This window comes from Brevibacillus sp. M2.1A (assembly GCF_013284355.2).
Taxonomy (GTDB): domain Bacteria; phylum Bacillota; class Bacilli; order Brevibacillales; family Brevibacillaceae; genus Brevibacillus.
Genome location: NZ_JABSUY020000001.1, coordinates 3,312,568 through 3,326,885, shown reverse-complemented (window position 1 = coordinate 3,326,885; position 14,318 = coordinate 3,312,568). Strand labels below are relative to the sequence as shown.

General features: G+C 48.0%; 14 protein-coding genes and 1 pseudogene. 6 read left to right on the top strand and 9 right to left on the bottom strand.

The features are described from left to right. Nucleotides 1–25 precede the first annotated feature (25 nt). Both HP567_RS16505 and HP567_RS16500 read right to left on the bottom strand, forming a co-directional pair. Nucleotides 26–1,516 (bottom strand): sodium:solute symporter family protein, encoded by a 1,491-nt coding sequence (locus HP567_RS16505; RefSeq protein WP_173609433.1) that lies wholly within the window; start codon nt 1,514–1,516, stop codon nt 26–28. Continuing rightward, nucleotides 1,513–1,710 (bottom strand): DUF3311 domain-containing protein, encoded by a 198-nt coding sequence (locus HP567_RS16500; RefSeq protein WP_026043050.1) that lies wholly within the window; start codon nt 1,708–1,710, stop codon nt 1,513–1,515. The genes HP567_RS16505 and HP567_RS16500 overlap by 4 nt, the downstream gene beginning before the upstream one ends. Nucleotides 1,711–1,863: 153 nt before the next feature. Here HP567_RS16500 and HP567_RS16495 point away from each other — a divergent pair, with 153 nt between their 5' ends. Beyond that, entirely contained in the window at nt 1,864–3,507 is a 1,644-nt protein-coding gene (locus tag HP567_RS16495; protein WP_173609434.1) for a PucR family transcriptional regulator, read from the top strand. Between the two features lie 43 nt (nt 3,508–3,550). Next, nucleotides 3,551–3,736, top strand: a complete 186-nt coding sequence (locus HP567_RS16490; RefSeq protein ID WP_048032716.1) for a hypothetical protein — start codon at nt 3,551–3,553, stop codon at nt 3,734–3,736. Nucleotides 3,737–3,801: 65 nt separating this feature from the next. On the opposite strand, the gene HP567_RS16485 is transcribed toward HP567_RS16490, so the two are convergent. From HP567_RS16485 to HP567_RS16465, 5 genes are all read right to left on the bottom strand, one after another. After that, nucleotides 3,802–5,415, bottom strand: a complete 1,614-nt coding sequence (locus HP567_RS16485) for an ABC-F family ATP-binding cassette domain-containing protein (RefSeq protein WP_047069488.1) — start codon at nt 5,413–5,415, stop codon at nt 3,802–3,804. Between the two features lie 350 nt (nt 5,416–5,765). After that, nucleotides 5,766–6,887: a sulfate/molybdate ABC transporter ATP-binding protein gene (locus HP567_RS16480; RefSeq protein WP_173609435.1), complete on the bottom strand. Its 1,122-nt coding sequence runs from the start codon at nt 6,885–6,887 to the stop codon at nt 5,766–5,768. Next, on the bottom strand, nt 6,884–7,750 hold the full coding sequence (gene cysW, locus HP567_RS16475) for a sulfate ABC transporter permease subunit CysW (protein WP_173609436.1): 867 nt from the start codon (nt 7,748–7,750) through the stop codon (nt 6,884–6,886). Before cysW ends, HP567_RS16480 begins: the two co-directional genes overlap by 4 nt. Before the next feature lie 12 nt (nt 7,751–7,762). After that, complete coding sequence (gene cysT / locus HP567_RS16470; RefSeq protein ID WP_173609437.1) at nt 7,763–8,599, bottom strand: sulfate ABC transporter permease subunit CysT; 837 nt, start codon at nt 8,597–8,599, stop codon at nt 7,763–7,765. Between the two features lie 30 nt (nt 8,600–8,629). Then, nucleotides 8,630–9,691: a sulfate ABC transporter substrate-binding protein gene (locus tag HP567_RS16465; protein ID WP_173609438.1), complete on the bottom strand. Its 1,062-nt coding sequence runs from the start codon at nt 9,689–9,691 to the stop codon at nt 8,630–8,632. A gap of 261 nt (nt 9,692–9,952) precedes the next feature. Between HP567_RS16465 and HP567_RS16460 the strand changes: the two are divergent. Both HP567_RS16460 and HP567_RS16455 read left to right on the top strand, forming a co-directional pair. Beyond that, a pseudogene (locus HP567_RS16460) lies at nt 9,953–10,088 on the top strand (IS1595 family transposase); the annotation flags it as partial. Nucleotides 10,089–10,182: 94 nt separating this feature from the next. Next, the gene (locus HP567_RS16455; protein ID WP_173609439.1) at nt 10,183–10,635 is read left to right on the top strand and encodes a VOC family protein; all 453 of its coding nucleotides are present in this window, start codon (nt 10,183–10,185) and stop codon (nt 10,633–10,635) included. Nucleotides 10,636–10,786: 151 nt separating this feature from the next. Here HP567_RS16455 and HP567_RS16450 read toward each other — a convergent pair whose 3' ends face one another. Next, a complete protein-coding gene (locus HP567_RS16450) occupies nt 10,787–12,013 on the bottom strand; it encodes an NAD(P)/FAD-dependent oxidoreductase (protein WP_173609440.1) in 1,227 nt (408 codons plus the stop codon). A 158-nt stretch (nt 12,014–12,171) separates the two neighbouring features. Between HP567_RS16450 and HP567_RS16445 the strand changes: the two genes are divergently transcribed. Next, entirely contained in the window at nt 12,172–12,465 is a 294-nt protein-coding gene (locus HP567_RS16445) for a DUF3846 domain-containing protein (protein ID WP_229088217.1), read from the top strand. 91 nt (nt 12,466–12,556) lie between these two features. Here the strand turns inward: HP567_RS16445 and dut are convergent, their stop codons facing one another. Further along, nucleotides 12,557–13,093 carry a dUTP diphosphatase gene (dut, locus tag HP567_RS16440; RefSeq protein ID WP_173609442.1) on the bottom strand — a complete coding sequence of 179 codons (537 nt, stop codon included), beginning with the start codon at nt 13,091–13,093 and terminating at the stop codon, nt 12,557–12,559. A 196-nt stretch (nt 13,094–13,289) separates the two neighbouring features. Between dut and trhO the strand changes: the two genes are divergently transcribed. Next, the gene (trhO, locus tag HP567_RS16435; protein ID WP_173609443.1) at nt 13,290–14,234 is read left to right on the top strand and encodes an oxygen-dependent tRNA uridine(34) hydroxylase TrhO; all 945 of its coding nucleotides are present in this window, start codon (nt 13,290–13,292) and stop codon (nt 14,232–14,234) included. Nucleotides 14,235–14,318 lie beyond the last annotated feature (84 nt).

Below are 14,318 nucleotides of genomic sequence, written 5' to 3'. Positions count from 1 at the left end.
AACTGCCTCCTTTAAAGGATTAGTATTAAAGAGTTGGTGTCCCTTCTGTCTTTGCGGCATGACGATTCAGTGCAAAAAGATTCCTCGTCACTAACGTCACACTAAACATCACGACAAGATTGACTAGCAATGCCACGACACCAATGTTCAAGTCTTTGACAACGGCTGGCCAATTCGGAAACAGGGTCGCAATCGTCACTTGGAAAATAGTCACATACGCAACGGTTGACACCCCACATAAAATTCCGGCAAACGCTCCGTATTTATTCACCCACGGCTTGGCAGGAAGACTAAAAAGCAAGGCTGGAAACAACTGTGTGACCAAACTGTAGCCCATTAATAGCAACGTAACGAGCGTATCTCCCCCACTCAGTGCAAAATACAGCGAGATCAACGAGATGACAGGCACCAACCATTTGGCAATCCGGGCGATTTGTACGTCAGATGTGTGCGGAGCCATAACTTTGTACACATTTTTCGCCAAAAGCGTCGCCCCTGTCATCAATAGCATCGAGCCTGGTACGAGTGCCGTTAGCAAGCCTGCTGCTCCAATGATCCCGACTACCCACGGATCGAATGTTTGCAACGACAGACGAAGCAAGGACAAATCACCGTCCGCCCCTTTTAAACCGGGGACTTGCAGGATCGCCGTAAAGCCGACAAAAAACACAAACAAAAGCATCAAGGTATAGAGCGGCAGCATAATCGTATTTTTGCGGAACACATTCGCATTTTTCGCAGAAAACACAGAGCCGAACGTATGCGGCCACATGTAAAAGCCGAACACCGTTACCAGCACCGTCGAAATGTACCAGGAAATGCTTAAACCCTCCTCAGGGAACGTCAAGAAACCAGGATTGGAGTCTTGTACGGCTTCAAACATTGGCTGGATGCCCCCGTAATAATGAAACGGAAGATAAAGCCCGAGGAAAACGACGACAAAGAAAATCATGATGTCCTTGATCGCCGCCGTCCAAGCCGAACCGTGAATTCCTGAGATCATGACGTAAATGGTCACAACAATGACCCCGATCCATATCGCAGCAGCAGGCGAAATCGAGCCATAGGATGCTTCCGATACGATGATCCCCAGCCCTTTGAATTGGAGGACGAGATACGGAATAATCGCAATGACTCCGACTGCTGCGACCAAAATGCCGAGTATCGGACTCTTGTACTTGCTTACAAAAAAATCGGATTGGGAGACGAGCTTGTGCTCTTTTGCATACTGCCAAATCGGCGGCAAGAGCCAGTAGGAAATGACATAGGCGAGGGAAATATAAGAGAGAACGTAGTAAGAAGGTGCCCCTTTGGAGTACGCCCAACCACTGCCCCCCAAGAAGGTGAATGTCGTATAAATTTCGCCTGCTACCAGCAAGAAAATAAAGATCGAACCGAATCCTCTGCCGCCAACGGTCCATTGTTCCATATTCATGTCTTTCCCTTGTTGCGCACGAATACCGGAATAGAAGGACAGCAATAAAAAGGCAAAAATAATGATCAAGGCGATATTCATTGGCCGTCCTCCTTCGTAGCAGGATCGATTTTGTTGAGGAATGCCATGATAACGGAAGTTAAGACTACCCAGAGAACAATCCAAAACAGGACAAACGGCATGCCTAATACGTAAGGCTCAACCCGATTCACAAACGGAATTCCTCCCAGCATCCCAATGAATGGCAGTACCCCTAGCCAATCTCTCGCTTTCATACGACTCCCCCCAGTTTGCTCGATTTGTCCCATTGCCTGTACACATCCTGGACATGTACATTAGTATTATCTAAAAATTCAAATAGTTCCTTTGTTCACATGGCCAGAAAACGGAACGGGGTTTTGTGCGAGTAGCCAAAAGATGAAGAAGGCATGGTGAGCGTAATGATTACTGTCCGTGAGCTCATACAAGTTGGTGGCTTTGATGAATCGTCAGTGCTTGCAGGCGCGGACTCTTTAGAAAATGAGCTGTTGAATGTTACTTCCTTTGATTCTCCCGATGGCCATAGGTGGTTGCGATCTGGTGAATTCGTTCTGACGACAGGCTTTCCATTCCTCTCTCAGCAAAAACCATGTACAAAACGACTGATAACACTCATCGATGAGCTAGTCGCCATCGGCACACCTGGGCTCGCCATCAAATTAGGTCGATACATCGAGAATCTTCCTGAAGCCGTTCTCTCCCACGCTACGAAAAAAGCATTTCCCATCCTGTCCTTTCCGATGGAAAAAGCTTGGTCAGATGTTATCGTGCCAGTCGTTCAGTACATCAATGACAAACAGCGCATCGAGCTGGACAGAACCCATGCCATTTATGAACGGTTCCATCACTTTTTGACGGGAGGAGCTCCGATTTCTACATTGACAGATTTACTGTCCGATATCCTTGCTGCTCCTGTCTCCATCCATGTCCCCCAGCATAAATGGAAATGGGATTCCTCGTTTGGTTCGATCCCACGCGATGATTCATTGGACAAGCGGTACGGTCAACGCGCCCCGATCCGACTAACACAAGAGCCGCTTAGCAAACAAAAAGAGGGAATCCATGTCCGGTGGCTTCTCCACGACCAAATCGTGCAGGGAACCATCATCATTGGACAGCGGGAGCGTGATCTATACGCGTGGGAAAAAGTCGCCATCGAGCAAAGTGCTGCCCTCTTGTCCCTTGAAATGCAGCGACAACGAGCCATCCAGGAAACATTCCAACGTTTTCGCAATGATTTTTTGCAACAACTCGTCAGTGGGCAGATCGTCTCACACGAAATGCTCATGCGAAAGGCGGATGAAGTCGGCTGGGAGTTGTCCGATCACTATGTCGCGATGCTCCTAAGCACCTCCCCTCATGACAAGACCGGCATGGTACTTTGGCAAGAAAATCATCATCTTCTGAACGCGTTTCACAGCTTTTTTTCTACCAATGGAGCGATTCTGTATGGATTGGATCAGGAAAATCGTGTCCTCTTGCTCGTGCCGAAATCTAACCATGCACCCACTGAATCGCTCTCGCAATGGCTGCAAGAACAGTGCTTACAGACGTTCACCAAGCAATTGGATCAGCCCGTCTTTGCAGGAATTGGGCGATATCATCCTGAACGGGAAGGCATCGTTCGCAGTTATCGGGAAGCAGTAGTCAGCTTGCAAACCGCATTACATTCGGCAAGCCCAGCCAACGCCGCTTCTTTTCGCGTCAAAAGCTACCACGACTTGGGACTTGAGCGAATCATGTACGCAGTCGATCCTGCAACAGAAGCCCAAGCCTTTGCAGAAGAATGTCTCGGTAAAATCCAAAGCTATGATCGAGAAAAAAACGGACAGTTACTACAAACCTTGCAAGTGTTTTTGCAAGCGGATGGTAATTACGCCGAAGCCGCGCGTCGTTTGTATGTCCATAAAAATACAATCAAATACCGCATTCAGCTCATCCGCGAGTGGACCGGATTGAATGCGGAAAACGGGCACGATCAAATGCTGCTTCGCATCGCCATAACTGCACATGTCATTGGGCATCGTCATTAAACTTGGTATAATGAATGGGAAAGTCAGGTAGGAGGAACAGCAGATGAACGAGTGGTTGAATAAACCCGTGAAGACGATACAAAGACCAAAGAAACGCGGCACGGTAGAATATATCGATGACCAGTATATCGTGGTGTTCTTTACTTCCCCACGAAAAGAGCGTGTTATTTTCTCGAGCAAGGAAGCGTTTCTTAACAAAATCGAGTTCGTGGAAGACCCCGTCACATGAGAAAAAGCCCATGACTTCTGCACGATTTGTGCGAAGCCAAGGGCTTTTTATATGTCGTAGGCAGCTTACGCGTAATGCTCGTCACGCAGGCGCTTGATTTCATCGCTCTCCAGGTATTCGTCATACGTCATCATCTTATCAATGACACCCTTCGGCGTGAACTCAATGATCCGGTTCGCAATCGTTTGGACGAACTGGTGGTCATGAGATACGAACAGGAGTGTACCGTCGAACTCAATCAAGCCGTTGTTCAATGCAGTAATGGATTCCAAATCCAAGTGGTTCGTCGGTTCGTCCATGATCAATACATTGGCGCTCGCCAGCATCATCTTGGACAGCATGCAACGAACCTTTTCTCCCCCAGACAGTACGTTTGCCTTTTTCAGCGCTTCATCTCCAGAGAACAGCATGCGACCAAGGAATCCACGAATGAATGTCTCGTCTTGATCTTTGGAGTATTGGCGCAGCCAGTCAACCAGACTCAAGTCAGAGTTAAAGTACTCCGCATTGTCTTTTGGGAAGTACGCTTGGGAAGTCGTAACGCCCCATTCGAAAGAACCGCTATCAGGCTGAACTTCGCCCATCAAAATTTGGAAGAAGGTTGTTTTCGCCAGCTCATTTGGTCCGACAAACGCAACTTTGTCCCCTTTGTTGATGGTGAGGTGAAGGTTTTCAAACAGTTTTTCGCCTTCAATCGTCTTGCTCAAGCCTTCAATCGCTACGAGGTTTTTACCCGCTTCACGCTCTGGCTTGAAGTTGATGAACGGATACTTACGGCTGGAAGGACGAATGTCTTCCAACGTAATTTTCTCCAACAGCTTTTTACGCGAGGTCGCCTGCTTTGACTTGGAAGCATTCGCAGAGAAACGCGCAATAAACTCTTGCAGTTCCTTCATTTTTTCTTCTTTCTTCTTATTCTGATCACGAACCATTTTCAGCGCCAATTGGCTGGATTCGTACCAGAAGTCGTAGTTACCTACGTACATTTGGATTTTGCCAAAGTCAATATCCGCAATGTGCGTACATACCTTGTTCAGGAAGTGACGGTCATGGGATACAACGATGACGGTGTTCTCATAATCCGCCAGGAAGTTTTCCAACCAACGAATTGACTCGATGTCCAAGTGGTTCGTCGGCTCATCCAAGAGCAGGATGTGTGGATTACCGAACAGCGCTTGCGCCAACAGAACGCGTACCTTCTCCGTACCAGAGAGGTCCTTCATCTGCTTGTCGTGCAGGTCTGTCGGGATACCGAGGCCGATCAGCAAGCTAGCTGCATCTGCTTCGGCCATCCAGCCGTTCAGCTCTTCGAATTCTCCCTCAAGCTGGGACGCGCGATTGCCGTCTTCCTCGGAGAAATCTTCTTTCATGTAAAGAGCGGTCTTCTCTTCCATGATCTCGAACAGGCGCTTGTGGCCCATAATAACCGTTTTTAACACTTCGTACTCGTCGAATTCAAAGTGGTTCTGCTTTAATACAGCGATACGCTCGCCCGGTGTCACCGAAACGTGACCGCTCGTCGGCTCGATCTCTCCGGAGAGGATCTTCACGAAGGTAGACTTCCCTGCACCGTTCGCACCGATGAGGCCGTAACAGTTACCTGGGGTAAACTTAATGGATACATCTTCAAACAGTGCGCGCTTGCCGTAGCGCAGCGTCACGTTCTGAGTGCTTATCATCGTCGCAATACCTGCCTTTTTTGAATCGTTCAAACACTTATCTTACCAGAGATGACCTCATTTTGCAAAAGATAAACGATTTGGCGCACAGCAAAAAATACTTGATTCATGAAATGGACTTTGGCAGGGAAAACTACCATGGCAATCCAGTGGGAAGGAGGCTTACGATATGTCCAAGCAAAATGGTGTAAAAAATGAGATGGGAAAGAAAGAAAACCCTTCGCAAACACGGTCTTCCAACACACTTAGCAAAGAACAGACACGCTCCAAGCAACGCGGCGAGTAGCAAGTGCCTCCAATCAAAAACCGGCCTGCGGCATATGCAGACCGGTTTATTTGCCATGCTTGGATCAAACACTGGCCTGCAACGGAACGAGGGCAGGGCGTTGTGTCTGTACAGGTTGGGAATCTACATAGATCGATACATTGTGCAACGTCACGTATACAATGCTCTCCTCTTCTACGTTCAACTCCATAAAGCGCTGCCTGCTCATCTCTGCCTCAAATACTTCCTCCGTGTCCAATCGCTTCAGGTCAAGGCGAACGATCGGCCCCAAGAGAGAAATATGGTTGATCTCAGCCTGAACAGATCTGGCAGACTTCCCCTCTGGCGCGCGCAATGAAATCTCTACATCATGTGGCCGCATGTATCCGACAGCGGGAGCCTCCACCGCCTTATCCTTCCAATCCGTCTCGAACTCTGCTTCTCCGAGCTTGATTTTGCCATTTTGGATTCGTCCGTGAAACAGATTGACCCGCCCGAGAAAGCTGTACACGAATGGATTCGCCGGATAATGATAAATTTCTTCGGGCGAACCGACCTGCTCCACTCGCCCTTCATTCATCACAACAACCTGATCCGCCAATTCCATCGCTTCCTCCTGATCGTGTGTGACGAATAAAATCGTTAACCCAAGCTTCCCGTGCAGATGACGGAGCCAGCGACGCAGCTCCTGTCTCACTTTCGTATCCAAAGCGCCAAACGGTTCATCCAGCAGCAAAAATTTTGGTTCCACTGCCAACGCCCTCGCCAATGCAACACGCTGGCGCTGCCCACCTGATAGCTGTGAGGGATAGCGATGTGCAAGACCTTCTAGCTGAACGAGTTTTAACAGCGAATGAACCTTTTCACTGATTTCCTCCTTGCTCGGTCGTGTTTTGCGGGAGCGCACGGACAATCCAAACGCGATGTTGTCAAAGATGTTCATATGCCGAAACAAGGCGTAATGCTGAAAAACAAACCCTACCTGCCGCTCGCGCACGTCACGGTTCGTATTATCTTCTCCGTGAAAGAGAATGCTCCCCTCCTGCGGTTGCTCCAGTCCAGCGATGAGACGCAAAAGAGTCGTCTTTCCCGATCCGGAAGGCCCGAGAAGCGCTACGAGTTCGCCTTCCGGGATGTGCAGATTTACATTTTTCAGTGCCGTAAAGCTTTTATATGACTTCGTAATGTTCACTACCTCAATACTCATCCGGCTCTCTCTCCTGTCACGTCGTAGTGTTGTTCCTCATCCAGCTTTGCCTGCCGCTCGGTTTTCCACTCGATCAAGCTTTTCAGAATAAGTGTCACTAAGGCTAAGGCAGCAAGCAAGGTGGCTACCGCAAAGGCAGCAGCGAATTGATATTCGTTGTAGAGAATCTCCACATGCAACGGGAGCGTATTGGTCATGCCGCGGATATGACCAGAAACGACGGATACTGCCCCGAATTCACCCATGGCGCGGGCATTACACAAAATGACCCCGTACAGGAGCCCCCATTTTACGTTTGGCAGCGTGACACGTAAAAATGTTTTCCAGCCGCTCGCCCCGAGCGAAACTGCTGCTTCCTCCTCATCTCTTCCCTGTGCTTCCATGACCGGAATCAGTTCACGAGCAACGAACGGGAACGTAACAAAGGTCGTCGCGAGCACGATACCTGGAACCGCGAAAATGATTTTGAAATCCCAAGCCTCAAGCAAGGGCGCCGCCACACCTTGACTCCCAAACAAGAGGACAAAGATAAGGCCCGCAATGACTGGAGATACGGCAAATGGCAAGTCTATCAACGTAAGCAACACATTTTTCCCCGGGAACGAAAATTTGGCGATTGCCCATGCAGCAGCGATCCCGAACGTCACATTCAGCGGTACGCTAATGGCTGCGACTAGCAAGGTGAGCTTGACTGCAGATAACGTTTCCTCCTCTGTAATGGATGCTACGAACACCTCCGCCCCTTGCCGAAACGCTTCAGTAAAAACAGCTACCAGCGGCAGGATCAAAAACAAGCCGAGAAAGAGCAAGGCCACGATAATCAGTGTCCATCGGATATAGGCTGGCTCCGTTAAATGCTTCATACGTCATACCTCCTAACGGGCCGCATCGAATTTATTGATTTTCCATTGCAAGTAGTTGATGATCAAAAGCATGACGAAGGAAATCACAAGCATGATAGTTGCAATTGCCGTAGCTCCTGCATAATCAAACTGCTCCAGCTTGGTCATAATCAAGAGGGGTACAATCTCTGTTTTTAACGGCATGTTCCCGGAGATGAACACGACGGAGCCATACTCCCCCAATGCTCTGGCAAAGGCGAGCGCAAAACCCGTAATGATCGCCGGTAACAGATGCGGCAAAACCACCCGCCAAAATGTATTCCATCGAGTAGCACCCAACGTAGCCGCCGCTTCCTCCATTTGCAAATCCCAATCCTGCAAAACAGGCTGAACGGTTCTGACGACAAAAGGAAGACCGATAAATGTTAGTGCCACCCATATACCCATCGGGGTGTACGCTACCTTGATCCCCCACTCCGCCAGGTACTGCCCAATCCAGCCATTTTCAGCGTAAATAGAAGTCAGGGCAATCCCGCCTACAGCGGTAGGTAAAGCAAATGGCAGATCAACAATGCCGTCTATGATCCGCTTCCCCATAAACTGATAGCGAACCAACACCCATGCCACCAAAACCCCGAACACTGCATTAAGACAAGCCGCAAAAAAAGAAGTCATAATACTCACACGAATGGAGGCAAGGACCCTCGTATCCATAATCGTCCCTATGAATTGCTCCCAACTCATCGTTGAGGCTTTTAAAAACAAGACAGACAGAGGGATCAGCACCAGAAGACTCAGGTAGATGATTGTATAGCCCATGGTCATGCCAAAGCCTGGCAGAAACCCTCTGTTGTGGAGTGATTTTCTCATGAAGGTAACTCCTCTGAGGAAAGTGTAGGTCTATGGTTTATAAAGTTGATCGAAGACGCCTTGATCTGCAAAATGAGTCTTTTGTGCTTTCGTCCAGCCACCAAACAACTCATCAATGGTAAACAGTTGAATGTCAGGGAATGCGGGTTTATGTGCCTTGAGTACTTCCTGCGAACGAGGGCGATAGTAATGCTTGGCTGCGAGCTCTTGGCCTTTTTTGGTATACAGGAACTGGAGGTATGCTTCTGCTACTTCTTTTGTCTTGTGTTTGTCAGCGTATTTGTCAACGAGGGTGACAGGCGGTTCAGCCAAAATGCTCACGGACGGATTTACAATCTCAAACTTGTCTTTCCCAAGCTCATTGACCGCGAGATACGCTTCGTTTTCCCATGCAATCAGCACATCCCCAATGCCACGCTCGACAAACGTAGTAGTCGAACCACGTGCCCCAGAATCGAGAACGGGGACATTTTTAAACAATTGTGCTACGAATTCTTGTGCCTTCGCTTCATCTCCCCCATTTGTCTTCAAGGCGTAACCCCAGGCAGCCAAGTAATTCCATCTGGCTCCCCCAGACGTTTTCGGGTTCGGAGTGATTACGGAGATTCCAGGCTTGATCAAATCATCCCAATCTTTGATTTGCTTGGGATTGCCTTTGCGCACGAGAAACACAATCGTGGAAGTATAAGGCGAGCTGTTGTCTGAGAGCTTCTTTTGCCAGTCAGCCGGAATCAGACCGCGTTCGGCAATCGCGTCAATATCATAGGCAAGGGCGAGGGTAACTACATCTGCTTCTAATCCATCAATGACGGAACGGGATTGCTTGCCTGAACCACCATGTGATTGCTTGATCGTCACTGTTTGACCTGTCTTTTGTTGCCACTCTGAGGCAAACTCCTTGTTGATATCTTGGTAAAACTCCCGCGTAGGATCGTAGGAAACATTGAGCAGCTCTACCATAGAATTGCTGCTCCCCGCTCCACTACCAGTTTCTGCTGGTGCAGCAGCCGAGCAGCCAGCCATTGCAGCCGCCATAACAACGATACCTACGCGTTTCAGGATCGTCTGGACCTTGCCTTTCGTGGTTTTCATACAGCTCACCTTCACTCCTCTTTTAATCTATAGTAATTTACTCGGAATACTCTGTTATTGAAATTATACCTGCCTTTTCATTCCTGTCAACGATATTTCCATCTACCCTATGCTAGGCAGGTAGGCCACGTTCAAATGTTATTCGCCTATCCAGCAAATTTGGGCCCGCCCGTTCTGATTTTTTCAAAAGGCTATGTTAAGCATTGTTGTTGATAGTGGATAGAAACGAATTATCTTTCTGTAATGAGGGTGAGCAGCACCGTGTACCATATCCAAAACGCAAACAGCTACCACAGCCGCTTAAAAAAGTGGATATTGCAACATTATTTGGCTTGGTTTCGGTACTTTGACAGCAAGGAATATGAGGATACAGCATCGAATAAGAAAAATATGTTGGTGATATCATGTCTGTTTTCTGTGACCGACACGAGTGACAAACTTCGGCTTTCTGCTCAGATGTTAAAAATTTGTTCACATAAGGAGATAAAACTATGGCAAAAAACAAATTGTTAAGAATGGACAATGTTGGCATCGTTGTAGAATCCCTTGATGAATCAATCTCTTTCTTCGAGGAGATCGGCTTGAAGCTCGAAGGGCGAGCTACTGTCGAAGGTGAATGGGCTGGTCGCGTAACCGGGCTGGGTTCACAGTGTGTAGAGATTGCTATGATGGTTACCCCAGATGGCCACAGCCGACTTGAACTTTCTCAATTTCTCACCCCACCTACCATATCAGATCACCGAACTGCTCCAGTAAATGCCCTCGGTTATCTACGCGTCATGTTCGCTGTTGAAAACATTGACGAAATGGTATCCAGACTCACCAAGTATGGTGCTCAGCTCGTTGGCGAAGTGGTTCAGTACGAGGACTCCTATCGGCTCTGCTACATTCGTGGAAAAGATGGACTTCTAATTGGATTGGCGGAACAACTCGGTAATAAATAAGCGACGTTTAAATTAACTGAAATATACGATAGCTAAATAAGCCGCCTCTTCAACGAGGCGGTTTTCTTATCGTAAAAATCAACATCAGGATTTAACATGGCCTATTCAAAAAAACAAGCCTTCCCGTTTAAATTGGGAAAGCTTGTTTCGATCAGACTGTGGCACTGGCATATTTCCCCCGGTCAAAAGCAAAGAGATCTGCGTCCGCATGGCTTCCTTTTGTAATTAGATCACTGATGATTTGCGCGCCGATCGTGGAATAAACGGTTCCGTTCCCTCCGTAACCTAGTGTGAACAAGCAATGCGGATAGCCCTCCTGCTCCCCAAACAGCGGGAGTCCGTCATGTGTTCCAACAAAAGTCGCTCCCCAATAATATTCGGCTCGCATCGGAATCTGTGGAAATAACTCTTGAATCTTTGCCAGCAATTGATCCCGCTTCTTGAGACTGGAGGCCTCTCTCTTTTGCAAGTCTCTCAACGGCTCATCAAGTCCTCCGACAATGATTCTCCCTTCCAAACAAGTACGGATATACAAATAGGGACGAGCTGTTTCCCAGATTAAACAGGCATGCGGCCAACCCGTAAGCTCTTCGACTTGATTGGTCACGATGGAAAACGAGCTGGAAATCACAGCGTTGGCATTGCGTTTCATGTTTTGTGCTTCGTAGCCAGTAGCAAACACGGCACGCCTGCACTTGATTGTGTGCCCACTTTTTGTATAGACCAAAAGTCCTCCATCCTGCACTTTTTGATGCACGACTTCCGTGTTTTCATATACGCGCATCCCTTTTTTCACAGAGTGGGCGATCACACCGTTGGCAAATTTGTACGGATTGAGCTCTGCATCTCCCTTGGACAAAATAGCCCCTGCCTTCGAAAAGGAGAATCGCTGCTCTATATCTGAACGCTCCAAATACGTGACTGGAAAGCCGTACTTCTTCAATAACTGGAACTCTGTCCGCAAGCTCTTTGCATGAGCTGGTTCACTGGCATAATACAAGCTGTCACGCCTTATGTAATCGGGAGATTGGTTTAGCTGCCCTGAGATTTTTTCCAATTCATCAACAGCCTGTCGTGTTAGTTCGTAAAAACGCACTCCTTTTTTCTCACCGAACGAATGGATGCAGGCTGTCAACGTTTTATCGTTGCATATTTGCAGCAAACCGGTATTAGCGCTGCTGCTGCCCCCACTCACCTGCCGTTTATCCACGAGGATGACATCCATATCATGCTGTTTCAAATAATAGGAAACGAGTGCTCCTGCTTCACCGCCACCAATGATCAGAACATCACACTTCACGTCCTCGGTCAGCGCGGGATATAGGGGTGGCGCTGGCAATGTTTCTGGCCAATACAGTTTTCCGGTCACGAATATCATCAGCATGTCCCCTCAAGCTGAAAGTATCAATACAGTCGTTTCTTCAATTCTCAACCATAGGATAACCAACACACCAGCAGGCATCCGCTCCCCTATCGCCCAATTCATTGTTTATACGGTATGATGGGTGTCAGAAGGAGTGATTGCGCTTGACTACGGTGTACATAAAACTTCCGCATGAAAATGCAGTTGTCCGAGAAATCGATGGGACGGATGAATTGCAGGAGCTGGTGGGTGGTGACTATGAGGTAGTGGAAGATGACCATCTGGAGGGAATCTCCCTCGTCGTGAATGAAGATGCTCGCGGAGTGGAAGCGAACAATTTCCCCATCACGTCCGATGGTTTTTTAGACTGGGTCTATGGACCTTGCGTATTCGTCAAAGCGGATGGTCGTTCACTGACGGCTGACGACCTATCGAGAATTGACCAGTTTTTATCCGCCAAAGGATGAGGACTTGATTAAAACAATGACCCCTGACGCATCAGCTCAAGTCCATTGACACGGCTGATGATCAGGGGTCTTGTATTTTTACTCGATAGAATTAGCTCTTGATACCACTGCTTCCGAAGCCGCCCGCTCCTCTTTCCGTCTCATCCAGCTCATCCACTACTTCGAACTGCGCAACTGGAACGATTGCAATCACACCCTGTGCGATCCGGTCCCCTTTTTTGATCAAGTAGCTATGTGCATCGACTTCTTGTTCAACGGTTACTTCGTTTTCGCCCGCGCCCAGACATACCTTGCCACTTTTTCCGGATGCGATTCGAATGTTATCGATCAGGACGCATACTTCACCGCGATAGCCTGCATCAACAGTCCCTGGTGCATTGGACAACCGCAGCTTTGTTTTTGCACTGATCCCGGAGCGAGGGCGCACTTGCAATTCAAATCCTTCTGGAAGCGCGAAAGCCAAGCCTGTTGGAACCTTTGCAGATTGTCCTGGGGCAATCAATGTATCCTCTACCGCGACCAGATCAAAGCCCGCGTCCATTGCTCTCGCGTACGCTGGGATCACGGCGTCTTGGTGGAGCTTTTTAATTTTCACCTGTGTGACCAGGCGCTCATTTGTCATGTTCATGTAATCGTCTCTCCTCTATAGCCTGTCGGCTGAATACCATTCATAGTGTACAGGATGCATCCACTTCCAGCAAGAAGCACCGAATTTCATAAAAACCTCACAAATCCCTTTCTTTTTCAGCGCTTTTAACAATGGAATGTGGTATAATCACCGTTGCATCTAAAATCACAATTGAAAAGAAAGGTGGAATTGTACCTTGCAAGTACAAAAACCATATCGCATTTTGTTGTATTACAAGTATACTCCTATTGAAAATTATGAGGAGTACGCAGCCGAGCACCTGCAATTTTGCAAGGATAACGGGCTGAAAGGGCGGATTATCGTAGCTCCGGAAGGCATTAATGGAACCGTATCCGGGACGATCGAGCAAACCGACGCCTACATGGAATATGTGCGAAAAGATCCACGTTTTAGTGATATGTGGTTTAAAATAGATGAATCGGAAGAACATGCGTTCAAAAAAATGTTTGTGCGACCGAAAAAAGAGCTTGTAACCTGGCGTTTGGAAGAGGATGTTGATCCGAATAAATTAGTCGGCACCTATCTGAAACCAAAAGAATGGTATGAAATGATGCAGGAAGAGGACGTCGTGATCCTTGACGGTCGCAACTACTACGAATACGATTTGGGACATTTCCGTGGTGCGATTCGCCCAGAAGTGGATTCATCCCGTGAGTTCCCTGAGTGGATTCGTGAAAACATGAGCCAATTCAAGGATAAAAAAGTCCTCACCTACTGCACAGGCGGTATTCGTTGTGAAAAGCTGACAGGTATATTGCTGCAACAAGGTTTTGAAAATGTTTACCACCTTGAGGGCGGAATTGTCACATATGGAAAAGATCCAGAGGTCCAAGGACGCCTGTGGGATGGAAAATGCTACGTGTTTGACGAGCGCATCTCTGTGCCGATCAACCATACAGAAGAAGACGTCGTCATTGGCCGTTGCCATTACTGCGGGACTGTGGAAGACCGCTATGTAAACTGCGCCAACCCATTCTGTAACAAACAGCACTTCTGCTGCACAGAATGCGAAACAAAATTCAAGCGTTCTTGCTCCGATGAATGCCGTGAGCACCCTCGCAACCGTTATGTAGAAGCGGAAGAAAATGCGAAGCTGCAAGCCACTGGATCAAACGCATAGTACGAACACAGACAAGCTGATTCTCTCGTAGAGTCAGCTTGTTTTTTTATTGGCAAAAGGCTCACACTCCCCTCTCTTTCCCTT

Coding starts and splice junctions, on each gene's coding strand:
- HP567_RS16500 (WP_026043050.1), bottom strand. CDS start 1,710: ATGAAAGCGAGAGATTGGCTAGGGGTACTGCCATTCATTGGGATGCTG.
- HP567_RS16490 (WP_048032716.1), top strand. CDS start 3,551: ATGAACGAGTGGTTGAATAAACCCGTGAAGACGATACAAAGACCAAAG.
- HP567_RS16495 (WP_173609434.1), top strand. CDS start 1,864: ATGGTGAGCGTAATGATTACTGTCCGTGAGCTCATACAAGTTGGTGGC.
- cysT (WP_173609437.1), bottom strand. CDS start 8,599: ATGAGAAAATCACTCCACAACAGAGGGTTTCTGCCAGGCTTTGGCATG.
- HP567_RS16485 (WP_047069488.1), bottom strand. CDS start 5,415: ATGATAAGCACTCAGAACGTGACGCTGCGCTACGGCAAGCGCGCACTG.
- HP567_RS16465 (WP_173609438.1), bottom strand. CDS start 9,691: ATGAAAACCACGAAAGGCAAGGTCCAGACGATCCTGAAACGCGTAGGT.
- HP567_RS16505 (WP_173609433.1), bottom strand. CDS start 1,516: ATGAATATCGCCTTGATCATTATTTTTGCCTTTTTATTGCTGTCCTTC.
- HP567_RS16450 (WP_173609440.1), bottom strand. CDS start 12,013: ATGATATTCGTGACCGGAAAACTGTATTGGCCAGAAACATTGCCAGCG.
- HP567_RS16480 (WP_173609435.1), bottom strand. CDS start 6,887: ATGAGTATTGAGGTAGTGAACATTACGAAGTCATATAAAAGCTTTACG.
- dut (WP_173609442.1), bottom strand. CDS start 13,093: ATGAACATGACAAATGAGCGCCTGGTCACACAGGTGAAAATTAAAAAG.
- HP567_RS16455 (WP_173609439.1), top strand. CDS start 10,183: ATGGCAAAAAACAAATTGTTAAGAATGGACAATGTTGGCATCGTTGTA.
- cysW (WP_173609436.1), bottom strand. CDS start 7,750: ATGAAGCATTTAACGGAGCCAGCCTATATCCGATGGACACTGATTATC.